Raw genomic sequence first — 24,324 nt, 5'->3', positions numbered from 1 at the left:
CGCAGGGCCGCGCGTCATCATCGGATGGGCAACCTTTCGACGAGCCCAGCGCGTCTCGGTAGCAGTCCGCGCACAGCGTGGTCGCGCGGTGCCGGGAGGGTCGTGGTCGCATGGCGGAGCGGCGGGAGTTCGACCAGTTCGCAGCCGCATCTCGACCGGAGAGTGCACGCTCGAGGTGCCCGGTCCCGAGCTGCCGGCGGATGTGGACGAGGACGACTTCACCAAGGAATGGCTGCGCATCGTGCCCGACTTCGGCACTCCTGGCTCGAACTGAGAGGAACCAGCAGGGACATGGCGACGCTGCTCTCGGTCAACGTGGGGATGCCCACCGACGTGGAGTGGCGCGGCCGCACCGTGCACACAGGTGTGTGGAAGCGTCCCGTGTCCGGGCCACGTCTCGTGCGGCGCCTCAACGTCGACGGCGACGGGCAGGGCGACCTCGCCGGGCACGGTGGAGAGCAGCGCGCCGTGCTCGTCTACCAGGTCGAGTCCTACCGGTTCTGGGAGGACTTCCTCGAGCGGGACGACCTCGACCACGGCGCCTTCGGCGAGAACTTCACGATCGACGGACTCGGTGACGACGAGGTCTGCGTCGGCGATCGCTACCGGATCGGCGAGGCGGAGTTCGAGGTGACCCAGCCACGTGTCACCTGCTTCCGGGTCGGCATGCGGCTGGATGAGCCGAGGCTTCCGTCCCTCCTCGTCGCCCACCATCGACCCGGTTTCTACATGCGCGTGCTGACCGAGGGACGCGTCACGGCGGGTGACTCGATCCTCCGCACCCGACGCGGTCCCCACGCGCTGAGCGTGGCCGAGGTCGACGCCCTCCTCTACCTGCCGGGCCACGACGCCGCCCGGCTGGCGGACGCGGTCGACGTCCCGGCACTGAGCCCGGGCTGGCGGGAGTCCTTCCGGATCATGCTCGAGGCCGGGGACGGGCGAGGCGCGCCGGCAGGTGTGCCGGTCCCGACGCTGCCGCCCTGGACCGGTTTCCGCACCCTGACCGTCGAGGACGTCGTCGTCGAGAGTCCCGTGGTGACGTCGTACATCCTGGTGGCCGACGAGGTGCTGCCCACCTACCACGCGGGCCAGTTCGTCGCCGTGCGCGTGCCGGACGCAGGCACTCCCGCACCGGTGCGGTCGTACTCACTGTCCGGCGCTCCCGACGAAGGCCGCTACCGGATCAGCGTCAAGCGTGAGCCACACGGCTCGGTCAGCTCCCGACTGCAGGCGGGCGTCAAGCGCGGTGACCACCTCGAGGTCGCTGCTCCGCGGGGGGACTTCGTGCTCGACGACGGCCCCGGCCCTGTCCTGCTCGTCTCGGCAGGCATCGGAGTCACGCCGGTGCTCGCGATGCTGCACCGCCTCGCGAGCGAGCGCAGCACCCGCGACGTGTGGTGGGTCCACACCACGCGGGACGAGAGCACGCACGTCTTCGCCGGGGAGGCCGCGCGGCTGCTGGCCGAGCTCCCCTCGACGCGCACGCTCATCTGCTACACGAGTCCCGCCGGGCCGCACGAGCCCGGCCCGGACATCCGGACCGGGCGGCTCACCCCGGAGGTGATCGAGGGGCTGCACCTCCCGCCGGACGCCCAGGCCTACGTCTGCGGCCCCGAGTCGTTCATGGACGCCGTCACGTCGGCACTGGTCGCCGCCGGGCTCGACACCGGACGCATCCACACCGAGCGGTTCGGGTCGCGGTCGTCGCTCAACCCCGGTGTCCTGCCGGGTGACGTCCCAGCCCCACACGCCCCTCCTGGTCCCCCGGGAACCGGCCCCGACGTCACCTTCGCACGGTCGGGGCTGGCCGTGCGCTGGTCGAGCGCCTACTCCTCGGTGCTCGAGCTCGCCGAGGCTTGCGATGTCCCCACCCGGTGGTCGTGCCGTACGGGCGTCTGCCACACGTGTGTCACGGCTGTGCTGTCCGGCGCGGCGTCGTACGCGACCCCGCCGCTCGAGCCGCCGGGCGGCGACCAGGTCCTGATCTGCCTGGCCCGGCCGGACGCCGAGCTCGTGCTCGATCTCTGAGCGGACCCGGGCGAGAACGACCGATGAATCTCCCCCCAGGGCGCTGTCGTATCGGGCGTAGGCCGTTCGTAGCGTAGGTGGCGACGGGCATCGGGTCCGTCCGAGCAGAGGGAGACGACATGCCCGAATACCTCATCTACTTCAACCAGCAGTGGGTCGGTGACCACACCGCCGAGTGGTTCCAGGGGCGGGCGGCTCCGTCCCGCGCGGTCGTCGCTGAGCTGCAGGCTGCCGGCCAGCTCGTCTACGCCGGCGGCCTGGTGGAAGAGGTCGAGGAGGCCTTCAGCGCGGACGCGACGAGCGGTGAGGTCCTGTTCACCGACGGGCCCTTCGTCGAGACCAAGGAGTACCTCGGCGGGCTGACCATCGTGAACGTGCCCGACGTGGAGACGGCCCGGATGTGGGCGGGCCGGATCGCGGAGGGCTGCGGCTGGCCCCAGGAGGTACGGGAGTTCAAGCCGGGCTCCGAGCGCGGGTGACGCACGCGAGAGCCGGACGTCTATCGTCCGGCTCTCGTGCTGGAGTAGCCCCATGAGCGAGCAGGGGTGGCGGAGGTTCCTCGAGGCCGACGGCGTCGAGGACTGGGTGGTGCTGCACGGCGGGGCCGTCGCGGTCTACGTCGTCCCGTCCCTGGCCGAGGCGGCCCGGCTGGCGGCGGCGGTGGCCCGCGTCCCGGGCTTCGAGGAGGCCGGGGCGCTGATGACGCTCACCGGCGGTCAGCTCACCGTGCGGCTCGCCCGCGGCGTCTTCCGGCTGGAGGACCCGCACGTCGAGCTCGCTCGGGCAGTGTCAGCGGTGGCTCGTGCCCACGGGGCGGTGGCCCACCGGGGGCGGGCCCAGGAGGTGTCGCTGGCCGTGGCCGCGCGGCCCGAGGAGCTCGACGTCGGGTTCTGGCGGGCCGTGCTGGGCTACGACACCCTGGACCACGACAACGGCGTCGATCCGCTCGGCCACGGGTCGGCGTTCTGGATGCAGGACCTCGACCCCGCCAGACCGCTGCGGCACGCGATGCACGTCGACGTGTCCGTCGCGAGAGAGCACGCCGACGACCGCCTGGCCGCCGCCGTGGCGGCGGGCGGGCGGGTCGTGCACGAGTTCGACGACCCGCAGGCCTGGGTGCTCGCCGACCGGGCCGGCAACCGAGTGTGCGTCACCGCGTGGCCGGATGGCCGGGGCGTCATCCCTGGTCGATGACCCGTTGGTCGGCGCCGAGGATGGGCCCCTCGCCGGCCTCGACCTGGGGCGTGTCGGCGGCCTTCGGCACGGCGGGCGCTCCCTTGGCCACGGCCTCGAAGTAGCGCAGCATCTCGACCGGGAACGGCAGCACGAGGGTCGAGTTCTTCTCGGCCGCCACCTCGACCATGGTCTGCAGCAGCCGCAGCTGGAGGGCCGCCGGCGTGTCGGCCATCGCGTTCGCGGCCTCGGACAGCTTCTTGGACGCCTGGAACTCACCGTCGGCGGTGATGATCCGGGACCGGCGCTCGCGCTCGGCCTCGGCCTGGCGCGACATCGACCGCTTCATCGACTCGGGCAGCTCGACGTCCTTGATCTCCACCCGGTCGATCTCGATCCCCCACGACGCGGCCGGGCTGTCCAGCATCACCTCGAGGCCCTGGTTGAGATGCTCCCGGTTGGACAGCAGGTCGTCGAGCTCGCTCTTGCCGATGATCGAGCGCAGCGAGGTCTGCGCGACCTGGGACATCGCGAACCCGTAGTCCTGGACCTCGACGACCGCGCGGAGCGGGTCGATCACCTTGAAGTAGACGACGGCGTCGACCCGGACGGTGACGTTGTCGCGGGTGATGCCGTCCTGCGCGGGGATCGGCAAGGTCACCACCTGCACGTTGACCCTGGTCAGCCGGTCGACGACGGGGATCAACGTGGTGAGCCCGGGGGGCCGGACGTGCTGCTGGGCCCGGCCGAGCCGGAACACGACGCCGCGCTCGATCTGCTTGACCACGCGCAGGCTCATCAGCCCGACCACTGCCACCAGCAGGGCCAGCACGAGCAGCGCGTACAGCAAGGTGTCCATGGCTACCTTCGCGGCGAAGAGCCTTGCCTCCGAGCCTACGTCGCACCTGGCTCCGCGGTGAGCCGCGCTGCGCTCAGCGGCCCAGGAACGCCTCCCACACCTCGACCGTCACGACGCCGGTCCCGGGCAGGCCGTGCCTGCGCTGGAACGTCGCGACCGACCTGGCGGTCCGGGTCGAGTAGACGCCGTCGACCGGGGTGCGCTTGCCGCTCGCGGTCAGGGCGCGCTGGAGCCTGCGCACCGTCTCGCCGGTCGAGCCCACCTTGAGCACCGGGTGGCCGCCGCGCGCGAGCAGCGCCGCCCAGGTCGGCCGGGTGAGCTTGCCGGTGACCTTCTGCCCCAGCTTCTTCTGGGCCTTCTTCACCCCGGCCACGGTCTGCCTGTCGTAGCGGCCGGTGATCGCAGTCTTCGAGAAGTGCTGCCGGCGCAGCAGGCACTGCGCGGCCTCGACCGCCGGGCCGCGCCGGCCGGCCTTCAGCCGCGGGTACGCGCGGAGGTCGACGTCGACGCCGCGGCAGAGCTGCTTCTCCCGTGGCGCGACCGATCCTCGGCCCGTGTCGACCCAGTCGGCGTCCATGACGAGCGAGTAGCCGCCGTAGCTCTGGGTGGCGTCCACGAGGTACTGGTGCACGCGGGCGTGGTCGTCCCACCGGTGGCTCTGCACCCTTGAGTCGGTCCTCACGTCCGCGCGGCCGTTGGCCCAGGCGAACCAGATCTCGTCGGGCATCGTGTACGCCCCCGGGTCGGCCCGGTCGGCGAAGTCGAGCGAGGTGATCGCCGCGGCGATGTTGGAGTAGACGCCCGAGGAGTAGTGGGAGCGGTGCAGCTCCTCGGTCCAGCCGCTGACGAACGACAGCGCTGCGCGGCGGCAGTCGTCGGGTGCGATGTCGTAGTCCTCGAGGTCGTAGTAGATCGTGCTCCGCGCCTTGATGCCGAGGCTGCGCGCCGCCTGGATCGCCAGCCCGGCCTGCTGACGGCCCTGCTGCTCGGCGATCCTGAGGTCGGCCGACATCTTGTCGGCGTACCCCGAGCAGCTCGCCTGCGGACCGACGAACAGCGGGAGCACGTGCCAGCCACGTCGCTGCTGGGTGCGCACCCAGCCGACGGTGAGCTCGGGCTGGGCGCACAACCGGTTGCTGCCGCCGATGTACACGCCCACCGCGGCGTAGGGCGACGCCTGCCACCAGGCGTCCATCGCGGCCTGCGGTGGCGCCGAGCAGGCGTCGAAGGCGTAGCCGGTCAGCGAGCCGGGCGCCGGCTTCGCTCCGGCGGTCGCAGGACCACCTACGAGCAGCGTGGCCGCCAGGGCGACCACGACGGAGAACACGAGCTTGACCGACACACGACCTCCCGAGAACGAGTCCGGGTCAGTGTGCCGGACGCGGCCAAGCCGGTTTCAGCCCAGGTCGGCGATCTCCGAGTCGACGACCTGCAGGCGGACGTGGTTGCGCGCCCGGTCGTGCCGCTCGCGGCGCGCCCGCCGCATCCGTGAGACGTCGTCGTTGATCCGGGCGCGGGACTCGATCAGCTCGTCCTGCACCTGCTGTGCCTCCCGGCGGGCGGTGAGCAGGAGCTCGGCCGCCTCCGCCCGGCTCCGTTCGACCAGTGCCTCGGCGTCGGCCAGCACCTCGTCGTAGGTCGACCTCGCGGCCGTCAGGAGCGCGTCGGCCTCGGCTTGCGCGTTCGCCTTCATCCGCGCGGCCGCCGTCCTGGCCTTGTACATCGACGCGTCGATCTCGCGGCGCGCCTGCGTCCAGAGCCGCCCCGCGTTGTCCTCGGCCGCGGCACTCATCTGGTCAGCCTTCGCAACCGCCGCCGCCAGCAGCTTGTCGGCCTCGACCTGGGCGTCGACCCGGAGCTGGTCCGCCACGTCGCGGGCCACCAGCTTCAGCTCCCGCGCGTCGGCCCGGGTGCGCGCGAGCTCCTGCTCGGCCTCCTCACGGGCATCGGCCCGCAGCTGTACGGAGAGGGCGCGGGCGTCGACCAGCAGCCGCTCGGCCTCCGCGATCGCGGCCGCCTTGCACCGCTCGGCCTCCGCGCGTGCCTCGGCCATCAGCTGGTCGGCCACCTCGCGTGCGACCAGCTGCATGCTGCGGGCATCCTCGCGGGCCTCGGCCACCAGCCGGCCGGCCTCGGCCTGGCCCGCGTGCTTGGCGGCCTCGGCCGCCTCGGCGACCGCAACGGCTCGCAGCCGCGCCGCCTCGGCGCGGAACTCGACCAGCAGCTGCTCCGCGCTGCGCGCCGCGAACTCCAGCAGCCGCTCGGCCGTGCCCGAGCCCGGGTCGTCCTGGCCCAGCGGCACGTCGTCGTGAGTCGTACTCATGGCGCTCCCCCCACTAAGGGGGCCACGCTCCACGAGACGGTCGCAGGGACCCGACGCCGCGACCCACGCCGGCGGTTGCCTCACCGCGACGCCGTCGCAACACCGCTCAACCGGTGTCTCCCCCACACGATTGTCACCGCGCGTTCGGGGCACGCGTCAAGGCCCACCGAGCAACCGGGCCAGCCGGTATGGACCTGCGTCGCCCGCCCCAGGAGGGGCGGACAGCGCCGTGTGGCCTCAGGCGATCGAGGTGGCCTCGACCTTGGCGAGCACCTCGTGCAGGTGCTCGCGCATCCGGTCGCGGTGCTCCTGCTCGGTCTCGCGCAGGCGAGCGATCTCGTCGGTGACCTGGTCCCGGGTCTCCTCCAGGTCCGCGCGGACCCCGACGGCCTCGGTCCTGGCCTCGCTCACGAGGCGGTCGGCCTCGGCGCGCGCCTCGCTCAGGAGCCGGTCGGCCTCGGTGCGGGCATCGGCCACCATCTGGTCGGCCTCGTCCTTGGCCTCTGTCATGAGCTGGTCGGCGTTGTGCGCCGCGATCTCCAGCAGCCGGGCCGCGGCGGAGCCGCCGCCGGCTGCCGCTCCGGTCGCCTCGGTAGCCGCCGGCGCGGCGTTCGTCTCGAGCACGGGCTCGTCGCCGGCCTCGTCGCCGGTCTCGTCGCCGGTCTCGTCAGCAGCCTCGTCGGCAGCCTCGTCGACGGCGTCGGCCTCGAGCCCGTCGTCGGCCTGGAGGTCGGCGTCGAGCTCGTCGGCGGCCTCGACCGTGTCGTGGACCTCGACGACGTCGCCGGCCGTCAGCTCCTCGCCGACCAGCTCGTCGACGGCGTTCAGCTGCGCCCGGATGTCCAGCTCTTCATGCGTGCTGCTCATTCCTCTTCCCCCTTGCGTAGTCCGTTCCCTGCGCCGTGGCGCCCCCTCCGGACTCACTGATGTCTTCTCGCCAGTGTGTGCGTTTGTGACTCTCCCCACCCCCAAAAGCCGAAATCGGGCCGAGATCCGGGGATCGCCTGCACCGGCCGGGGACGTGTGCTAGCCAGGCTCAGGGACAATGGAGCCGTGCCCGACCGCGAGCTCCCCCGCAAGGCCGCCGCGCGGACCGCGCGGCTGGCGGCCCTGCCGCTGGGGTACGCCGGCCGGACCGCGATCGGGCTCGGCAAGCGGCTCGGCGGCGCGCCTGCCGACACGGTGCTGACCGAGATCCAGCAGCGCACCGCCGAGCAGCTGTTCCGCACGCTGGGCGAGCTCAAGGGCGGCGCGATGAAGTTCGGGCAGGCGCTGAGCGTGCTCGAGGCGGCGCTCCCCGAGGAGGTGGCCGGCCCATACCGTGACCAGCTCACCCGGCTGCAGGACGCCGCGCCGCCGATGCCCACGCAGACCGTGCGGGACCAGATCGAGGTGGCGCTCGGACCGGACTGGCGCGACCAGCTGGACTGGCTGGATGGCGGCCCGACCGCGGCGGCATCCATCGGGCAGGTGCACCGGGGCCGGTGGCACGACGGCCGCGAGGTCGCGGTCAAGGTCCAGTACCCGGGCGCCGGGGAGGCGCTGAGGTCCGACCTGCGCACCATCGCCCGGCTCGGACGCACCGTCGCCCCGCTCGTGCCCGGGGTCGACCTCAAGCCCCTCATCGCGGAGATGCAGGCCCGGGCGGTCGACGAGCTCGACTACGAGCTCGAGGCGGAGGCCCAGCGCGCGTTCGCCGCGGCCTTCGCGGGCGACCCCGAGATCGTCGTACCGGACGTGGTGGCGGTCGGCGGCCCGGTGATCATCACCGAGTGGCTCGAGAGCCCCGCCTCGCTGGCCAGCATCATCCGGGAGGGCACCCAGGAGGAGCGCGACCACTACGGCGAGCTGCTGGTGCGGTTCCTGTTCGCCGGCCCCAGCCGGACCGGGATGCTGCACGCCGACCCGCACCCGGGGAACTTCCGGGTGCTGCCCAACCCGGACGGCTCCCCCGGCCGGCTCGGGATCCTCGACTACGGCGCGGTGGCCCGGCTCGAGAGCGAGGGGCTGCCCGAGGCGATGGGCCGGCTGATCCGGATCGCCGCGGACAACGACCGCGAGGGGCTCGAGCAGGGGCTGCGCGAGGAGGGGTTCATCAAGGACCGCACCCGGATCGATCCCGACCTGCTGCTGGAGTACCTCAGCCCCTTCGTCGAGCCGACCAAGGTCGAGCGGTTCCGGTTCAGCCGCGAGTGGATGCGGAGCCAGTTCAACCGGATCAACAACCCCAAGGAGCCGGCGTACACGGTCGCGATGAAGCTCAACCTCCCGCCGTCCTACCTCTTGATCCACCGGACCTGGCTGGGCGGGATCGGCGTGCTCAGCCAGCTCGAGGCGGAGGCGCCGTTCAACGCGATCCTGACCGAGTACCTCCCCGGGTTCGCCGTGGCATGATCAGGCCGGCACCGACCGGGGGCTGACCCGCGGCCTCCCGGCCAGCACCGACGCCGCCGCCCCGACCGCGAGCAGGCCGAGCAGCGGCCAGAGTGCGCCCGGCGCCACCGCGTAGAGCGCACCGCCGATAGGAGCCGCCAGCAGGCTGCCGCTGGTCGAAGCCCCGCCGTAGAGACCCTGGTACTGACCGACGAGGTGGTCCGGTGCCGCGTCGAGCACGTGGGCGGTGGCGGTGGTCTTGTAGAGGATCTCGCCGGCCGTGAGCACCACGATGGCGACCACCGTCGTGGCGACCGACACCGGCAGGCCGAACAGCGCGAAGCCGACACCGACCAGCGCGTAGCCCGCCGCGATGATCGGGTAGGACGAGAAGCCCCGCAGCCGGATCGCGACCGGCACCTCCAGCAGCAGGATCAGCCCCGAGCCGATCGCGATGGCGGCGGCGTACAGCCCGAGCGGCATCCCGGCGTCGCGCAGGTGCAGCGGGACCGTCGAGTAGAGCTGGCGGTAGACGAGGTCGACGACCGCCACGGCGCCGAGCAGCCGCAGGAGGGCCCGGTCGGCCCGCAGCGCGCTGAGGAAGCCGGTCGTCGGCCCCTCGACCGCGTGTCGCAGGTCGGGCAGGAGCGGCGCGAGCGCGAAGCGGGACACCAGCAGCAGCCCGCCGTCGACGAGGAAGACCGCGTCCCACGACCAGGCCGCCAGGAGTGCTCCGAGGGGCGGGCCGATCACGAAGCCGGCGTTGCTGGCCGCGCGCGAGATCGCCACCATCGTGCGCCGCTCGCCGCGGGGCACGGCGAGCGCGGTGAGGGCGCCGAGGGAGACACCGGAGGTGGCGGACAGGTAGGCCGACGCCGGCAGCGTCACCGGCAGCAGCCACACCGGGAGCACCGGCACGAGGACGACCAGCACCCCGGACGCGGTCGCGGTGACCAGCGCCGTGCGCCGGTGGCCGTGCCGGTCACCCCAGCGACCGCCGGTGAAGTTGCCGGCCAGCATCCCGACCCCCGACGTGCCGGCGACCAGCCCCGCCGCCACCACCCCCAGCCCGCGTGGGCCGGTGAGGTAGAGGGTCAGGAACAGCATCAGGAACGAGCTCGCCGAGTTCACGAACCGGCCCGCCGCCACCGCCCACACCACTCGGGGTTGGTTCCACACGTCCGCTCCAGAGTCAGTTTCTATTAGAAACGCACTCTACACTGGGGCCATGACCGACGACCACTGCGGGGTCGCCTCAGCCATGGCGCTGCTCGGCGACGCGTGGACGGTCCTGGTCCTGCGCGACGTCGCCCGGGGCCGCACGCGGTTCGAGCAGCTCCTGGCCGAGAGCGGCATCTCCCGCAAGGTGCTGGCCGCGAGGCTGCGGGCGCTCGAGGACGCCGAGGTGCTGGTCCGCGTGGCCTACCAGGAGCGGCCGGTCCGCCACGACTACCTCCTGACCGACCGGGGCCGGGCGCTGCTGCCGGTGCTGGCCGGGCTGCAGGAGTGGGGCGACACCTGGCTGCTCGGGGACGGTACGCCGTCGGCGACCGCCTCCCCCACCAGCGCCGAGGCGCTACGGGTGCGGGAGCTCGTGGGTACGAGGGTGCCCGTCGTCGACCCCGACCCGCTCGACCCTGCGATGGGCACGGTCGTCTACTGCTACCCCGGCACCGGGCTGGCGGGGATCGACGCCGTCCCGGGTGGTCCGGGCTGCACCCTCGAGTCGTGCACCTACCGCGACCGCCTCGTCGACTTCGCGGCGCTCGGCGCTCGCGTCGTCGGGGTGAGCACCCAGCTGCCGGAGGAGCAGGCGGCGTTCGCGGCCGACAACCGGATCCAGTTCCCGCTCGTCTCCGACGCCGGCCTCGCGCTGACCACGGCGCTCCGGCTCCCGACGTTCACCCTCAACGGCGTCACCCGGCTCAAGCGGCTCACGCTCGTCGTCGACCGGGACCGCGTGGTGCGCGGCGCGCTGTTCCCGATCCGCGACGTCACCGGCAGCGTCGACGAGGCGCTCGCGCTGGTGGAGTCAGCGCTGGGCGAGCGCCGCGCGGAGGCCGGTGCGGGGTGAGCTGAGCACCGCGGCGCCGGCGCGCGCACCGTCGGCCGCCGGCGCCATCGACGCCTGTGCGAGCACGACCACGGCGACGTCGTGCACCCGGCCGAGCTCGGCGCGCACCAGGTCGAGGTAGCCCTCGGTGTCGCTGGCCTCGAACCGCTCCCAGGCACCGGCGACGATCCTCGCCTCGACCTTCGGCGCGGTGCCTGCGCGGCCAGCCTCCTCGGCGAGCAGCTCGAGGGTCGGCACCACGGTGCTCTCGAGGGCGGCCAGGACCAGGACCGGACCGCCGCCCGACACGGCCTCTGCCGCCATCGGCCGGTCCAGGCGCAGGACCGGCACCCCGGCGTCGACCTCCTCGGCCACGGCGCCGATGGTGGAGCAGGTGCACAGCACCGCGTCTGTGGACAGGCCGCGCACCGCCTGGGCGACCCGGTCGGCCACCGCCTCCGGGCCCTGCCGGCGGGCGTCGGCGAGCAGGTCCGCACGGACGACGTGGACGATCTCGACGCCCGGTGCCTCCTCGGCGGCCAGGGCGTCGAACGCGGCGACGTGCACCGGTGAGGTGTGCAGCAGGCCGAGCCTCGTCGGTCGCTCGTCGTTCACTCGGGTCGGTCCCCCGTCGTACGATCCGTGATGCAGTAGGTCATCCCCGCGGGGTCTCGGAGCACGGTCCAGTCCGCGAACGACTTCTGGAGCTCGGCACCCGCGGCAAGGTGCTGCCGGATCTCCGCCTCCCGGTCGCTGGTCGCCCAGTCGAGGTGTGCGGTGACGGCGTCCCGCTCGTCGTCGAGCCGCTGCATGAGCAGCTGCAGGGGCTGGTCGGCTCCGGGCGTGAGCCGGCCGAACTCCGATCCGGGGCTCGGGTCCCGGCGCCTCCACCCGGTCACCGCGGCCCAGAAGTCCATCTCGGCGGCGTAGCGGCTGGGAGGGACGTCGAGACAGACCTGGTCGACGTAGGACGTGTGGCCGTCGGGCCAGGCCCGCGGCGCGGGGCGTTCGCCCCCGCCCTCGGGCACGAAGCAGAAGACGAAGCCGCCCGGTGACCGCATGATGGCGACCTCCTCGAACGGCGACGGGGCGACGGTGGCACCCAGCCGCTCCGCCTCGGCCGCCGCCGCAGCGGGGTCGGCGACGTGCAGGTCGAGGTGGATGCGCGGACCGTCGTCCAGACGCTGCAGCCGCAGGTAGTCGAGCCCGTCCGGCGGCACCAGCGTGGCGAACTGCCGGTCGGGACCGCGCTGTGGCCCGCGTGCGTGTCCCGTCACCGAGGACCAGAAGTCCGCGCCCTGCTCGAAGGTGTCACCCGGGAGGTCGAGGAACGCCTCCAGCCAGAGCAGTCTCATGCAGTCGAGGTGACCGGCGCGCAGTCGTTGCCGCAGCTGTCGGTCTGCTCGCCGGCCGACGACGGCGGCGGTGGCCCGTCCGCATGCATGGCCGGCCGGTGCAGCACCGCCCCGCTCGGAGCGATCCGGACGTCCTCGCCGGCCGCCTCGGCGGTGCCGTCGACGAGCAGCGTGAAGCCCTTGGGAAGCACCGGCGGGAAGACCAGGGTGACGTTGGCGTTGCCGGCCAGGTTGGCGATCGTCCCCTTGCCCGGACCGCTCACCACGACCACGCCGTCGCTCACGGTGGGCTCGACGGTGACCACCTTGACCCTGCCGCCGCTGCCGATCGTCATCAGGTAGCCGGCACCGAAGTCGGCGAGTGCCTGCTCGAGGTCGGCGACGTCGACGGGAATGCTCATGGTTCGAGGCTATCCACCCAGCGCTCGCCGATCACGGTCGACTCCGCGGTGCCGCCGGTGAGCTCGGCGAGCTGCCCCGCCAGTGCGGCCTCGCCCTCCGGCGGCACGGCCAGCCGCAGCTCCACCTCGGCGCCGTACGTCGCGCCCAGGACGGTCACGCCGCGCGAGCGGAGCTCGCTCTCGACCCGGCCGGCGTCGGCGTGGTCGAGGAGCAGGGAGTGCTCGCGCACCAGCTCGCGCCGGACGGTGCCGGCGGCGTCGGCAGCGGCCCGGACCGCGTCGCCGTAGGCCCGCGCGAGACCGCCGGTGCCCAGCAGGGTGCCGCCGAACCACCTCGTGACCACCGCCGCGACGTCACTCAGGCCGCGACCGCGCAGCACCTCGAGCATCGGCGCACCCGCGGTGCCGGCCGGCTCGCCGTCGTCGGAGGAGCGTTCGACGGGGTTGGGCGGCGGACCCAGCACGAACGCCGAGCAGTGGTGCCGGGCGTCCCAGTGCTCCTTGCGTAGCGCCTCGACCACGGCCCGGGCCGCGGCCTCCTCCTCGACGCGGCGCAGGGTGCACAGGAACCTCGACCGCTTGACGTCGATCTCGGCGTCGGCGTCCCTCGCCACCGTGAGGTAGGCCGTCACCACAGCCCGAACACGTCCCCGGCGATCCGGACCACGAACGCCCCGACCACGACGATGAAGAACACCCGCACGAAGCGGGCACCGCGCGAGACCGCCACCCGCGCGCCGGCGTACCCGCCCACGAGGTTGCAGCCGCCCATCACCAGCCCGACCTTCCACAGCACCGCCCCCTCGGGCACGAAGAGCGCGAGCGCACCGAGGTTCGTCGCCCAGTTCACCAGCCGGGCCTGCGCGGAGCCCTCGAGGAAGGAGTAGCCGAGCAGCCCGACGAGGGAGAACAGCAGGAAGCTGCCGGTGCCGGGGCCGAGGGCGCCGTCGTAGAAGCCGATGACGAAGCCCACCGCCAGCGCGGCGGCGAGGTGCTTGTGCGCGGACAGGCGCAGCACGGTCGCGGCACCGAGGGTGGGCTTGAACAGCACGTAGGCGCCGACCACCACCAGCGCCACCAGCACGATCGGCTCGAACGCCTCCCGCGGGATCTGGCTGGCCACGGCCGCTCCGGCGTAGGCACCGACGAACGCCACCGCCATCATCGGCAGGAAGGTGCGCGGGTCGGGCCTGACCCGGCGGACGTACGTCGCGGCGCTGACCGTCGTCCCACAGATCGAGGCGAGCTTGTTCGTGGCCAGGACCTGCGTGGGCGCCGCGTTCGGGAGCCCGACCAGCAGGGCCGGGATCTGCACCAGCCCCCCGCCACCGACGACCGCGTCCACGAACCCGGCGGCCACCGCGGCCAGTCCCAGCAGGACCAGCACGGTCGTCGTCGGCTCGATCACCCGCCGCAGCCTAGGTTGGGGCCGTGCGGATCGTGTCGCTGCTCCCGTCGACGACCGAGATCCTGTTCGCGCTCGGCGCCGGCGACGACGTGGTCGGCGTGACCTTCGAGTGCGACACCCCGCCCGAGGCGCGCACCCGCACCATCGTCTCGACCTCGGCGCTGCCGTCCGGGCTGACACCCGCCGAGATCGACGCGTACGTCGTCGACGCGGTGGCTCGCGGGGAGGACCTCTACCACCTGTCGGCCTCCGCCCTGGACGGCCTCGATCCGACGCTCGTGGTCACCCAGGACCTGTGTGCGGTGTGCGCGGTCGACGTCTCGACGGTCGACGACGCACTCTCCTTCCTCGGCTGCCGGGCCGAGGTGCTGACCGTCGACCCGCACACGCTCGACGAGGTGCTCGACTCGGTGCTGCTGCTGGGCAAGGCCACCGGACGCGAGGAGGCCGCGGCCCAGCTGGTGCGGTCGCTGCGGCTCCGGCTCGCCGCGGTGTGGCGCAGCACGATGGGCCGCGACCGGCCCCGCGTCGCCGTGCTCGAGTGGACAGACCCGCCCTACGCTCCCGGCCACTGGATCCCCGAGATGGTCGAGCTGGCCGGTGGTGAGTGCGTGCTCGGCGCCGCAGGTCAGAAGTCGACCCGGATCCGGTGGGAGGAGCTGCACGAAGCCCGCCCGGACGTCGTCGTCGTGGCGCCGTGCGGCTTCGACCGGGCCGGCGCCGAGCAGCAGGCCTCGGCCGTCGCGGACCGGCTGCCCGCGGGCGTCCGCGTCCATGCGGTGGACGCCGATGCGATGTGGGCCCGGCCGGGGCCACGGCTGGTCGACGGCATCGAGGAGCTCGCCTCAGTCCTCCACGACCGCTGAGGTCGCCGCCCTGAGCCAGGCCCGGGACAGTCCGACCAGCCCGATGACCACCCAGACGAGGTTGAGCGCCGCGGACGGCCAGGCGCCGTAGTAGGCGGAGTTGAGCATGAGGAAGCCGCCGCCGAACAGGTTCATCAGCTGGAAGGTCAGCCCCGGGCCGTGCAGCCTGCCGGCGGTGACGAGCGCGTAGGCACTGATGAGCAGCGCCATCCCCACCCAGCCGACGACGTTGACGATGATGACGGTCGCGTCCACAGCGCGATCATGGTCTCCACCTCCGAGCCGTGGTCGCCCGGGTCCGGCACAGCTGGCCCACCGCTGGTCGAGCCTGTCGAGACCTCCGCGGGGAAGGCACCTGGGTGGGTCCCAGCACCGGGTCACCAGGCTTCGAGGCTCGGCGCTGGGGCGCCTCGCACCTCAGCCACCGTGGCGGCTCGGCGCTGGGGCGCCTCGCACCTCAGCCACCGTGATGCTGCGAAACTCGGGCGCGCCACCGGTCCGGTCGTCCGTAGGCTCCTGACATGAGCGGCGTTCTGACCTCCCGCGCCGCCGACTTCCCCCGCTGGTACCAGGAGGTCATGGCCAAGGCCGAGCTCGCCGACAGCGGGCCGGTCCGCGGGACGATGGTGATCCGGCCCTACGCCTACGCCGCGTGGGAGCTGATGCAGGCGGACATGGACCGGCGCATCAAGGCCGCCGGCGCGGAGAACGCCTACTTCCCGCTGCTGATCCCGGAGTCCTACCTGGCCAGGGAGGCCGAGCACGTCGACGGGTTCAGCCCCGAGCTGGCCGTGGTCACGCACGCCGGGGGCAAGCAGCTCGAGGAGCCGCTCGTCGTGCGGCCCACGTCGGAGACCGTCATCGGCGAGTACATGGCCAAGTGGGTGCAGTCCTACCGCGACCTGCCGCTGCTGCTCAACCAGTGGGCCAACGTGGTCCGGTGGGAGCTCCGGCCCCGGATGTTCCTGCGCACCACGGAGTTCCTCTGGCAGGAGGGGCACACGGCGCACGCGACCGAGGCGGAGGCGCGCGGCTATGCCCAGCGCATCCACGGCGGGGTCTACGCGCCGCACCTGACCGACCTGCTCGCCATCCCCGCCGTGCTCGGTCGCAAGACCGAGCGCGAGAGGTTCGCCGGCGCGACCAACACGATGACGCTCGAGGCGATGATGGGCGACGGGAAGGCCCTCCAGATGGCGACGAGCCACGAGCTCGGTCAGAACTTCGCCAAGGCGTTCGGCATCACGTTCGTTTCCAGCACCGGCCGGGAGGAGCTGGCGTGGACGACGTCGTGGGGTACGACGACCCGGATGCTCGGCGGGGTCTTCATGGTCCACGGCGACGACAACGGGCTGCGGCTGCCGCCCGCCGTCGCGCCCGTCCAGGTGCTCGTCACCGTCGTCCGGCCCTCGCCGGAGGTGGACCACGCCGCCGAGATGCTGGTCGAGCAGCTCACGGAGCGCGGCGTCCGGGTCCGGCTGGACGCGGCCGTCGACACGCCCTTCGGCCGCCGCGCCGTGGACGCCGAGCTCAAGGGCATCCCCGTCCGGGTCGAGCTCGGACCACGTGACCTCGCCGAAGGCAACGTCGTGGTGGCCAGGCGGCTCGACCTGACCAAGGTCACCGTCCCCCTCATGGGGGCGGTCGACCTCGCCGAGAAGGCACTGGCCGAGACCCAGCAGGGGCTCTTCGAGCTCGCGGCGGCGCACGCGGCCGACCACACGGTCGAGGTGGCGAGCCCCGACGAGGCGGTCGAGGCGTGCCGCACCGGCTGGGCGCGGATCGCGTGGTCCCGGCTGGGGCCTGCCGGCGAGACCCGGCTCGCGGAGCAGGGCGTATCGGTGCGCTGTCTCCAGACCCCGGACGGGGCCCTCCCGGAGAGCGAGGACGAACCCGGCGTCGTCGCGGTGCTCGCCCGCGCCTACTGAACCTCCTGTGCCGACGCCCTTGACAGGAGCGTCGACGTATGTCTCTATTTATCTAGGTAACTAGTGCAATGAGGTTTTGATGATCGAGTTCTCCCTGGACACCGGCTCGGGTGTGTCCCCCTACCTCCAGGTGGTGCACCAGGTGCGCCGCGCGCTGCGGCTCGGTCTCCTCGTCGAGGGCGACCAGCTGCCCACGGTCAAGGACGTCGTCGCGAGCCTGGCCATCAACCCCAACACCGTCCTCAAGGCCTACCGCGAGCTCGAGCGCGACGGGCTGGTCGCGGCCCGGCCGGGGGTGGGCACCTTCGTGACCCGGACGCTCGCGGACTCCTCGCTGGCCGCGCACGAGCCGCTCCGGCGCGACCTGGTCCGGTGGCTGACCAAGGCCCGGACCGCCGGACTCGACGAGGAGAGCATCGAGGCGCTCTTCGAGAGCACGTTTCGGTCCGTGAACGAGGACATCGCATGACCACCGTGGTCGCGGCGAGCGGCCTGGGCAAGCAGTACCGGCGCCGCTGGGCGCTGCGCGACTGCACCCTCGAGATCCCCGCCGGCCACGTGACCGGGCTGGTCGGCCCCAACGGGGCCGGCAAGACGACCCTGCTGAGCCTGGCCGTCGGGCTGCTCAGCCCGACCGTAGGGACCATCGAGGTCTGCGGCGGCAGCCCGGCAGCCGACGCGGCCCAGCTGGCCAAGGTCGGCTTCGTCGCCCAGGACACCCCGACGTACGCCGGCCTGTCGGTCGCCGACCACCTGCGCCTGGGAGCGCACCTCAACCCGCGGTGGGACGACGCCGCGGCGCACCGGCGGATCGACCGGCTCGGCCTCGACCCGGGCCAGAAGGCCGGCCGGCTCTCGGGCGGGCAGCGGGCACAGCTCGCGCTGACGCTGGGGCTGGCCAAGCGACCGGAGCTGTTGGTGCTCGACGAGCCGGTCGCGAGCCTCGACCCGCTGGCGCGGCGGGAGTTCCTGCAGGTGCTGATGGAGGCGGTCGCGGAGGAGGAGATCAGCGTGCTGCTCTCCTCGCACGTGGTCTCCGACCTGGAGCGGGTCTGCGACCACGTCGTGGTCCTGGTCGACTCCCAGGTCCGGGTGGCTGGTGACGTCGAGGAGCTCCTCGCGACCCACCACCGGCTGTCCGGGCCGCGCCGGGAGCCCGGCACGCTGCCGGCCGACCAGCACGTCGTCCGGGCCAGCCACACCGACCGGCAGTCGACCTACGTCGTACGCACCGAGGCGGCCGTCCTCGACCCCGCCTGGTCCGTCACCTCGCTGGGCCTCGAGGACCTGGTCCTGGCCTACATGGAAGGCGCCGGATCACCCACCCCCGCGGGGTCGGCCCTGGAGGTGATCCAGTGATCTGGCTGACCTGGCGGCAGCTCCGCCTGGGGCTCGTTGCGACCTGCGTGCTGGTGACCGCGGCCTGCGTCTGGCTGGCGACCACCGGGCCGGCGCTCGCCCGGCTCGCCCATCGGAACACCGACGTCTACGACCTCCTGACCGACACGCACCGGCTGCTGTTCAACGGCGGCATCGCCGCCCTCGCCGTCCTGCCCGCCGTGCTGGGGATCTTCTGGGGCGCCCCACTTGTGGCCCGTGAGCTCGAGACCGGGACCTACCGCCTCGCCTGGAGCCAGTCCGTCACCCGCAGCCGCTGGCTCGCGTCCAAGCTGGGCCTGACGGTGCTCGCCGGGGCCGCTGTCACCGCGGTGCTCGCGACGGCCGTCACGTGGTGGGCGGCGCCGATCGACGGGGCACAGGGCGGCCAGCAGGGCAGCCTGCCGTCACGGATGACGCCCATCGCGTTCGGCATGCGGGGCGTCGTACCCATCGGGTACGCGATCTTCGCCCTGGTCCTCGGGACCTTCGTCGGGCTGGTGGTGCGGCGGTCGGTCGCGGCGATGGCGATCACCCTCGCGGTCTACGTCTTCATCCAGATCGCGGTCCCGATGTGGGTGCGGCCGCACCTGGTCGCTCCGGTCTCCATCACGGAGACGATCTCGGAGAGCACCATCGACGGCATCACGGCGGAGGCCGGCGGCCCCTTCAACATCACTCTGCAGACGCCGGACTCGCGGGACTGGGCGATCACCAACCAGACCATCGACGCGGACGGCAACGCGACCGACCTCCCCGCGTGGTTCGCGGACTGCCTCCCGCCGCCCCCGGGCGCCGAGGGCCGCGACAGCCAAGGAACAGTGCAGGCGCACCCCAGCACCGGCACCCTGGACGCCTGCCTCACCAGGCTCGATGCCGAGGGCTACCGGCAGCGGCTCGTCTACCACCCGCTGAGCCACTTCTGGCGGCTGCAGTGGGCCGAGACCGCGCTCTACCTCACGGCCTCGGGGCTGCTCGCCGGGCTGTCGTTCTGGTGGCTGCGCCGCCGGCTGTCGTGAGGACCGCCGAACGGGGCTACTTCACGCCGAGCACGTCGATCACGAACCACAGGGTCGCGTTGCCCGGGATCGTGGACCCGCTGCCGTCCGCGCCGTAGCCGTAGGCCGGCGGGATCTGCAAAAGGACGCGGCTGCCGACCTTCACCCCGGTCAGCCCGATGCTCCAGCCCTGGATCAAGCCGCTCAGCGAGGAGGTGAGGGGCGTCTTGGTGAAGCTCTCGTCGAACGGGCTCTTCGCCTGGTAGGTCGAGCCGAGGTAGTTGACGCTGACGGTGTCGGACGCCTGCACGGCCGGCCCGGTGCCCTGCTTGAGCACGACCCGCTGGACGGAGGTGTCGAGAGCCGGCTCGGCGATGCCCTTGAAGTCCAGCGCCGACGGCTTGCCGTCCTTCTCGACCACCTTCGGCTGGGACGCCGGCGACGCGTCGTGCGCGGAGTCGTCGGTGGGCGTGGGCGAGACCTCCGCCTTCTCCACCAGGTCGGCGACGACCACGAGGCTGTCGTTGGCGCCGACCCCCAGCTGGGAGTTGCCCGCGGGGCCGAACAGCTCGGTCGCCGAGGTCACCGCGGCGACCCGGGAGCCGTACGTCGCGTCCGCGAGGAGCTTGGTGAACAGGTCACTGAGGTTGTCGTCGTTGGGGATCGACTCGGGCGACCCAGCGGTGTAGTCGCTGTAGGCGTCCTTCTTCGTGGTGCCGTCACCGAGGTAGAGGTAGGCGCTCACGGTGTCCCCGACGGCGATCGGGTCGCCGTCGCCCTTGACCAGCGTGGTGACGGTGGACGTCTTCGGGGGGTCGATCGTCGAGTGCCACGTGGAGCTCAGCTCCTTGCCGACGTCGCCGCTGAACGAGACCTCCTTCAGCTGGGAGGTCGCGCTGGCGGACGAGCTCCCCTTGGAGTCGGCGGAGTCCTTCCCGGAGCTGTCGCCGCAGGCGGCCAGAGCGGGGATGAGGAGGACGGCGCCCAGGGCAGCCGTGGGGCGACGGAGACGTCGGAGCACAGGGGAGGACCTTCGTGTCGATAGCGGGGCTCTGCCACGGTAACCGCCGACCCTGAGCGTCTCCTGTGGACGCCGGGCGGCATCCGGCATACCGGGGGGTGTATCACGGTAGCCGCGAGGGGCTCTTCTCACTGCATCGGCAGCTCGCCCGCCAGAACAGGAGACCCGCCATGCCCCGCACCGCTTCTCGTCCGCCGTCCGCGCCGCAGGCCAGCATCACCTCGGGGGAGGTGGTGCTGCGCGGCACGGTCATCACGCTGAGGACGCGCACCCAGCTCGCCGACGACGAGCACCGCTCCGCGAGCGTGCTCGGCCAGCGTGCAACCGTCTCGCTCGGGGAGGACCGCAGGTCGCTGCTCGTCGACACCAGCACGCTGCCGGCGGGCCGGCACGTCCTGCGCGCCGACGGGCTCACGATGCGCACCGGCGCGAAGCTGCCGGCCTACGAGCTCGAGTTCGTTGTCGTGGAGTCGACGGCGCCGATCCCGGAGGGCGTGGCGCTGCTCCACGCCACCCGGATCAGCGTCGAGGACCTCGACGTACGCCGGCTGCCGATGGACCGCATCCCCGGCGGCTCCTTCGTCGACGTCTTCAAGGCCGAGGAGCGCGGCAGCTCCACGCCGGTCCAGCTCGCCTTCGACGAGCGCGGCCGCAAGGTCGACGTCGACAAGCTCCTCACCCAGGTCGCCGCGCGCCGGGTCAAGGCCTTCGGCCGGGTCCACCCGGCGCTGCACGAGACGATGAAGCAGCAGCGGTCGGTGCCGGTCGCGGTGTGGTTCGCCGACGACCGCGATCGGGCGGAGAAGTCCCCCAAGCGCGCGACCTTGCGGCGTCCCAAGGCCGAGCTCGCCGCGGTCAAGCGCTGGCAGGCCACCGCCGAGCGGCTCCGCCCCGCCGTCGAGGCGCTCGGGCTCGAGATCAAGCGCGTCGACGAGCACGCCCCGGTGATCTACGGCGTGGCCGGCCCCGGCGCCGTCCGCGAGCTCGCGGACCACGACGCGGTGGAGATGGTGTTCCTCCACAGCGAGGAGGAGGGCGTCCTGGACCTCAACGACTCCATCGCGATCGCCAACTCCGACGACGCGCACAGCCTCGGGTTCGACGGCACCGGCGTCAACGTCGCGGTCTACGAGGACGGGCCGGACGTCACCACCAACCTCTCGATCACCGCCCGCTACAAGACCAATCCGGCGACGTCGTTCCACTCCCGGCACACCCACGGGATCATCAAGAACGTCGAGCCCAACCGGCCGCACGGCCACGCGCCCGACTGCAACCTGCACTCGGCCAACAGCATGGACCTCGACGCGATCCGCTGGGCCGCCCAGGACCGCGGCTGCACGGTGATCAGCCAGAGCTTCCACCGCGACACGGAGCAGACGTCCTCCGGCCTCTCCTTCGACGACGTCTACAAGGACTGGCTGGCGCTGCACTGGCCCTACCCGACGATCTGCGAGGCCGCCGGCAACGGCGCGGACACCGAGTTCGTCAACCACAAGGGCTACAACCGGATCACCGTCGCCAACCACAACGACACCGCCTCCGGCATGGCCTCCGACACCTGCTTCCGCAACCCGGCGTCCTCCCACGGCGACCGGGAGCTTCCCGAGATCGCCGCCAACGGGACCGACGTGACCGCCGTCGGGCTGACGCTGTCCGGCACGAGCATGGCCGCTCCGGCGGTGGCCGGCGCGGTCGCCTGTGTGCAGGAGGCGAACGGCACCTTGAAGTCGTGGCCGGAGGGCTGCCGGGCGATCCTGCTGGCGTCCGCGTGGCGCAACCCCGACGGGGGCACCTGGCGGTCCGACCTGATCGCGGGTCTGGACGGCGTGGACGGCTCCGGCGCGCTCGACACCAAGGCGGCTGTGGACATCGCGCGGAGCCGTTCCTCGCGCAACGGCGCGGCGAAGCGCCGCGGCTTCGACGTGGGCACGTCGGTGTCGTCGGACTACGGCGCGGACGGCTTCTCGACGTACTCCTACAAGGTCGCGGTGCCGCGCACGACGATCTGGCCGCGCGTGAAGGTGGCGCTGGCGTGGGACTCCAAGGTCACCACCCTCGACTTCTTCGGGCTCCACCTCCCGCTCTCGTCTGCGCTGACGGTCGACCTCGACCTCCACGTGCGCGACTCGCGCGGCAACCAGGTGGCGGTCAGCAACTCCTGGGACAACAGCTACGAGATCGCCGAGTTCTCGGCCACGCCGGGCGAGACCTACGACATCAAGATCCGCCGCTGGTCGGGGACCGACGACGTCTGGTACGGCGTCGCCTGGACGGTGACCGGCATCGACTTCTTCTGGGACCACGTGCTCAATGCGGGAACCCTGCTGACCCGCCGCGGCTGACCGCTGTCCCTGGACCCGTGGGGGGCTCGTCCACGACGTCCGACGTCTTCAACGCCATCGCCGAAGCCCAGCGCCGCGACATCCTCGACGCGCTGATCACCGGCGAGAAGGCGGTGGGGACCATCGTGGACGACCTCGCGATGTCGCAGCCCCAGGTGTCCAAGCACCTGCGCGTGCTCAGCGAGGTGGGCCTCGTCAGGTGCCGGGCGGACGGGCGTCGCCGGCTCTATCGCCTGGAGCCGGCGCGCCTCCGGCCGTTCCACGAGTGGCTCGCGAAGTACGAGCGCGCGATGAACGACCGGCTCGACCGGGTGGACGCCTACCTCAAGGAGCTCCAGCACAGCGAAGGAGAGGGACAGTGACACATCATCGACACGGATCGTCGATCATCGAGTTCCCGAGCGACCTCGAGGTCTCGTGCACGCGAGACTTCGAGGCCCCCATCGACCTGGTCTTCGACGTCTTCTGGAAGCCGGAGCACCTGCGCAGGACGATCGCGCCGTTCGGTGAGGAGGTGACGGTCTGCGAGGTCGACCTGCGCGTCGGGGGCGCCTACCACTACGTGTTCGTGACCGACGAGGGCGTCGAGTGCTCGTTCCGCGGGACCTTCCTCGAGGTCGAGCGCCCGACCCGGACTGTCGAGACCTGGCTGTTCGAGGGATGGCCGGACGCGGAGGCGGTCGAGACCATGGAGCTGCGGGAGATCGACGGTGGGACGAACCTGTCGTGGACGCTGGCCTTCCGCGACCAGGCCGGCCGCGACCACATGACCAAGTACGACGGCATCGAGTCGAACTTCGACAACGTCGAGAAGTACCTGCGGTCGCTGGTCGAGGAGCGGGGCACAGCGTCCTAGTCGCTCTGTCCTAGCTCGTCGGGGTCCCCCTCGCCGGGCCGGCGCGCACGCACCGGCGGGTGGGCGCGCAGCGGCACGACCACCCACAGCACGGCGTAGCCCACCAGGGCCACGACCGCTGCCGTCACGCCCGCCCCGGTGCCCGCCGCGAGGTCGAAGGACAGGAAGACCACGCCGCACATCGCGAGCGCGGCGAGCACCAGCCCGATCCGCGCGATGGTGTTCGCGGTCTCCACCAGCCAGGGGCGCAGGCCGCGCCGGAACAGGATGCGGTGGTAGGCGATCGGCGCGAGGACCGCGGCAGTGGCGGCCACCGCGATGGAGAGGACGACCAGGTAGGCACCCTTCTCGACGCGGTCGAGGGTGTCGAACCTGGTGGTGTAGGGCAGGGCGAGCAGGAAGCCGATGAGGACCTGCACCCCGATCTGGGTCGCGCGCAGCTCCTGCACGAGCTCGGTCCAGTTGCGGTTGATCGTCTGCTCGGACATCTCGCCGCCGGCGGGAGGCATCGGCTCCGGCGTCGTCATCCCCCGACCGTAGTGCCAGCGACAAGACCCCGACCGTGGCTGACGTGCGAGGCACCCCAGGTGCCTTCGCTGCGGAGGTCTCGCAGGCTCGACCAGCGGCGGACCACGACGGTGGCTGAGGTGCGAGGCGCCCCGGCGCCGAGCCTCGAAGCCAGGTGACCCGGCGCTGGGATCCACCCCGGTGCCTTCGCTGCGGAGGTCTCGACAGGCTCGACCAGCGGCGGGCCAGCAGGTGCCTTCGCTGCGGAGGTCTCGACAGGCTCGACCAGCGGCGGGTCAGCAGATGCCTTCGCTGCGGAGGTCTCGACAGGCTCGACCAGCGGCGGGTCAGCAGCTGCCTTCGCTGCGGAGGTCTCGACAGGCTCGACCGGCGGCGGGCCAGCAGGTGCCTTCGCTGCGGAGGTCTCGACAGGCTCGACCGGCGGCGGGTCAG

The 24,324-nt window shown here is 72.4% G+C and carries 27 protein-coding genes; 14 read left to right on the top strand and 13 right to left on the bottom strand.

Translation table 11 applies throughout. The features are described 5' to 3' along the window. The 4 genes from VFV89_RS10280 to VFV89_RS10265 form a co-directional block, all read left to right on the top strand. The coding region (locus tag VFV89_RS10280) for a hypothetical protein (protein WP_329705839.1) at positions 1-274 on the top strand (274 nt) is incomplete at its 5' end. Between the two features lie 17 nt (positions 275-291). Continuing rightward, entirely contained in the window at positions 292-2,028 is a 1,737-nt protein-coding gene (locus VFV89_RS10275; protein WP_329705838.1) for an MOSC and FAD-binding oxidoreductase domain-containing protein, read from the top strand. 119 nt (positions 2,029-2,147) lie between these two features. Beyond that, a complete protein-coding gene (locus VFV89_RS10270; RefSeq protein WP_329705837.1) occupies positions 2,148-2,507 on the top strand; it encodes a YciI family protein in 360 nt (119 codons plus the stop codon). A gap of 52 nt (positions 2,508-2,559) precedes the next feature. Next, entirely contained in the window at positions 2,560-3,222 is a 663-nt protein-coding gene (locus VFV89_RS10265) for a VOC family protein (RefSeq protein ID WP_329705836.1), read from the top strand. Here VFV89_RS10265 and VFV89_RS10260 read toward each other — a convergent pair. From VFV89_RS10260 to VFV89_RS10245, 4 genes are all read right to left on the bottom strand, one after another. Beyond that, on the bottom strand, positions 3,206-4,060 hold the full coding sequence (locus tag VFV89_RS10260; protein ID WP_329705835.1) for a slipin family protein: 855 nt from the start codon (positions 4,058-4,060) through the stop codon (positions 3,206-3,208). The two genes, VFV89_RS10265 and VFV89_RS10260, sit on opposite strands and share 17 nt — an antisense overlap. A 73-nt stretch (positions 4,061-4,133) precedes the next feature. Further along, positions 4,134-5,402 (bottom strand): glycoside hydrolase domain-containing protein, encoded by a 1,269-nt coding sequence (locus tag VFV89_RS10255; protein WP_329705834.1) that lies wholly within the window; start codon positions 5,400-5,402, stop codon positions 4,134-4,136. Between the two features lie 54 nt (positions 5,403-5,456). Further along, positions 5,457-6,383, bottom strand: coding sequence for a hypothetical protein (locus VFV89_RS10250; RefSeq protein ID WP_329705833.1), 927 nt, complete (start codon positions 6,381-6,383; stop codon positions 5,457-5,459). A 237-nt stretch (positions 6,384-6,620) separates the two neighbouring features. Beyond that, positions 6,621-7,250 (bottom strand): hypothetical protein, encoded by a 630-nt coding sequence (locus VFV89_RS10245; RefSeq protein ID WP_329705832.1) that lies wholly within the window; start codon positions 7,248-7,250, stop codon positions 6,621-6,623. A 186-nt stretch (positions 7,251-7,436) separates the two neighbouring features. On the opposite strand from VFV89_RS10245, the gene VFV89_RS10240 reads away from it, so the two are divergent. Beyond that, entirely contained in the window at positions 7,437-8,777 is a 1,341-nt protein-coding gene (locus VFV89_RS10240) for an AarF/ABC1/UbiB kinase family protein (protein ID WP_329705831.1), read from the top strand. On the opposite strand, the gene VFV89_RS10235 is transcribed toward VFV89_RS10240, so the two are convergent. Then, positions 8,778-9,935, bottom strand: a complete 1,158-nt coding sequence (locus VFV89_RS10235; protein WP_329705830.1) for an MFS transporter — start codon at positions 9,933-9,935, stop codon at positions 8,778-8,780. It abuts the gene before it with no gap. A 49-nt stretch (positions 9,936-9,984) separates the two neighbouring features. Between VFV89_RS10235 and VFV89_RS10230 the strand changes: the two genes are divergently transcribed. Further along, entirely contained in the window at positions 9,985-10,830 is an 846-nt protein-coding gene (locus VFV89_RS10230) for a winged helix-turn-helix transcriptional regulator (RefSeq protein WP_329705829.1), read from the top strand. Here the strand turns inward: VFV89_RS10230 and VFV89_RS10225 are convergent. From VFV89_RS10225 to VFV89_RS10205, 5 genes are read right to left on the bottom strand one after another with little or no spacing between them, the layout of a single operon-like run. Next, complete coding sequence (locus VFV89_RS10225) at positions 10,789-11,424, bottom strand: hypothetical protein (protein WP_329705828.1); 636 nt, start codon at positions 11,422-11,424, stop codon at positions 10,789-10,791. The genes VFV89_RS10230 and VFV89_RS10225 overlap by 42 nt on opposite strands. After that, positions 11,421-12,164, bottom strand: a complete 744-nt coding sequence (locus tag VFV89_RS10220) for a VOC family protein (RefSeq protein WP_329705827.1) — start codon at positions 12,162-12,164, stop codon at positions 11,421-11,423. Before VFV89_RS10220 ends, VFV89_RS10225 begins: the two co-directional genes overlap by 4 nt. Next, complete coding sequence (locus VFV89_RS10215) at positions 12,161-12,565, bottom strand: pyridoxamine 5'-phosphate oxidase (RefSeq protein WP_329705826.1); 405 nt, start codon at positions 12,563-12,565, stop codon at positions 12,161-12,163. The genes VFV89_RS10220 and VFV89_RS10215 overlap by 4 nt, the downstream gene beginning before the upstream one ends. After that, positions 12,562-13,197, bottom strand: a complete 636-nt coding sequence (locus tag VFV89_RS10210; protein WP_329705825.1) for a YigZ family protein — start codon at positions 13,195-13,197, stop codon at positions 12,562-12,564. The genes VFV89_RS10215 and VFV89_RS10210 overlap by 4 nt, the downstream gene beginning before the upstream one ends. Continuing rightward, a complete protein-coding gene (locus VFV89_RS10205; RefSeq protein WP_329705824.1) occupies positions 13,194-13,973 on the bottom strand; it encodes a TSUP family transporter in 780 nt (259 codons plus the stop codon). Before VFV89_RS10205 ends, VFV89_RS10210 begins: the two co-directional genes overlap by 4 nt. Before the next feature lie 23 nt (positions 13,974-13,996). Here VFV89_RS10205 and VFV89_RS10200 point away from each other — a divergent pair, with 23 nt between their 5' ends. After that, a complete protein-coding gene (locus tag VFV89_RS10200) occupies positions 13,997-14,839 on the top strand; it encodes a cobalamin-binding protein (protein WP_329705823.1) in 843 nt (280 codons plus the stop codon). Here VFV89_RS10200 and VFV89_RS10195 read toward each other — a convergent pair. Further along, positions 14,819-15,094, bottom strand: coding sequence for a CBU_0592 family membrane protein (locus VFV89_RS10195; protein WP_329705822.1), 276 nt, complete (start codon positions 15,092-15,094; stop codon positions 14,819-14,821). The genes VFV89_RS10200 and VFV89_RS10195 overlap by 21 nt on opposite strands. A gap of 266 nt (positions 15,095-15,360) precedes the next feature. Between VFV89_RS10195 and proS the strand changes: the two genes are divergently transcribed. The 4 genes from proS (at position 15,361) to VFV89_RS10175 (ending at position 19,163) form a co-directional block, all read left to right on the top strand. Continuing rightward, the gene (gene proS, locus VFV89_RS10190) at positions 15,361-16,767 is read left to right on the top strand and encodes a proline--tRNA ligase (RefSeq protein WP_329705821.1); all 1,407 of its coding nucleotides are present in this window, start codon (positions 15,361-15,363) and stop codon (positions 16,765-16,767) included. A gap of 79 nt (positions 16,768-16,846) precedes the next feature. Next, on the top strand, positions 16,847-17,236 hold the full coding sequence (locus VFV89_RS10185; protein WP_329705820.1) for a GntR family transcriptional regulator: 390 nt from the start codon (positions 16,847-16,849) through the stop codon (positions 17,234-17,236). Further along, the gene (locus VFV89_RS10180) at positions 17,233-18,126 is read left to right on the top strand and encodes an ABC transporter ATP-binding protein (protein WP_329705819.1); all 894 of its coding nucleotides are present in this window, start codon (positions 17,233-17,235) and stop codon (positions 18,124-18,126) included. Before VFV89_RS10185 ends, VFV89_RS10180 begins: the two co-directional genes overlap by 4 nt. Next, on the top strand, positions 18,123-19,163 hold the full coding sequence (locus tag VFV89_RS10175; RefSeq protein WP_329705818.1) for an ABC transporter permease subunit: 1,041 nt from the start codon (positions 18,123-18,125) through the stop codon (positions 19,161-19,163). Before VFV89_RS10180 ends, VFV89_RS10175 begins: the two co-directional genes overlap by 4 nt. A gap of 16 nt (positions 19,164-19,179) precedes the next feature. Here the strand turns inward: VFV89_RS10175 and VFV89_RS10170 are convergent, their stop codons facing one another. Further along, positions 19,180-20,163 (bottom strand): FKBP-type peptidyl-prolyl cis-trans isomerase, encoded by a 984-nt coding sequence (locus VFV89_RS10170; protein WP_329705817.1) that lies wholly within the window; start codon positions 20,161-20,163, stop codon positions 19,180-19,182. A gap of 170 nt (positions 20,164-20,333) precedes the next feature. On the opposite strand from VFV89_RS10170, the gene VFV89_RS10165 reads away from it, so the two are divergent. From VFV89_RS10165 to VFV89_RS10155, 3 genes are read left to right on the top strand one after another with little or no spacing between them, the layout of a single operon-like run. Next, positions 20,334-22,508 (top strand): S8/S53 family peptidase, encoded by a 2,175-nt coding sequence (locus tag VFV89_RS10165; RefSeq protein ID WP_329705816.1) that lies wholly within the window; start codon positions 20,334-20,336, stop codon positions 22,506-22,508. 17 nt (positions 22,509-22,525) lie between these two features. Continuing rightward, positions 22,526-22,870: a metalloregulator ArsR/SmtB family transcription factor gene (locus VFV89_RS10160; RefSeq protein WP_329705815.1), complete on the top strand. Its 345-nt coding sequence runs from the start codon at positions 22,526-22,528 to the stop codon at positions 22,868-22,870. After that, positions 22,867-23,364 (top strand): SRPBCC domain-containing protein, encoded by a 498-nt coding sequence (locus VFV89_RS10155; protein WP_329705814.1) that lies wholly within the window; start codon positions 22,867-22,869, stop codon positions 23,362-23,364. The genes VFV89_RS10160 and VFV89_RS10155 overlap by 4 nt, the downstream gene beginning before the upstream one ends. Here VFV89_RS10155 and VFV89_RS10150 read toward each other — a convergent pair. Continuing rightward, positions 23,361-23,891 carry a DUF6328 family protein gene (locus VFV89_RS10150; protein ID WP_329705813.1) on the bottom strand — a complete coding sequence of 177 codons (531 nt, stop codon included), beginning with the start codon at positions 23,889-23,891 and terminating at the stop codon, positions 23,361-23,363. The genes VFV89_RS10155 and VFV89_RS10150 overlap by 4 nt on opposite strands. Positions 23,892-24,324: the final 433 nt, after the last annotated feature.

Source organism: Nocardioides sp., from assembly GCF_036274455.1.
Classification (GTDB): Bacteria; Actinomycetota; Actinomycetes; order Propionibacteriales; family Nocardioidaceae; genus Nocardioides.
This window is presented reverse-complemented; position numbering and strand designations above follow the sequence as displayed.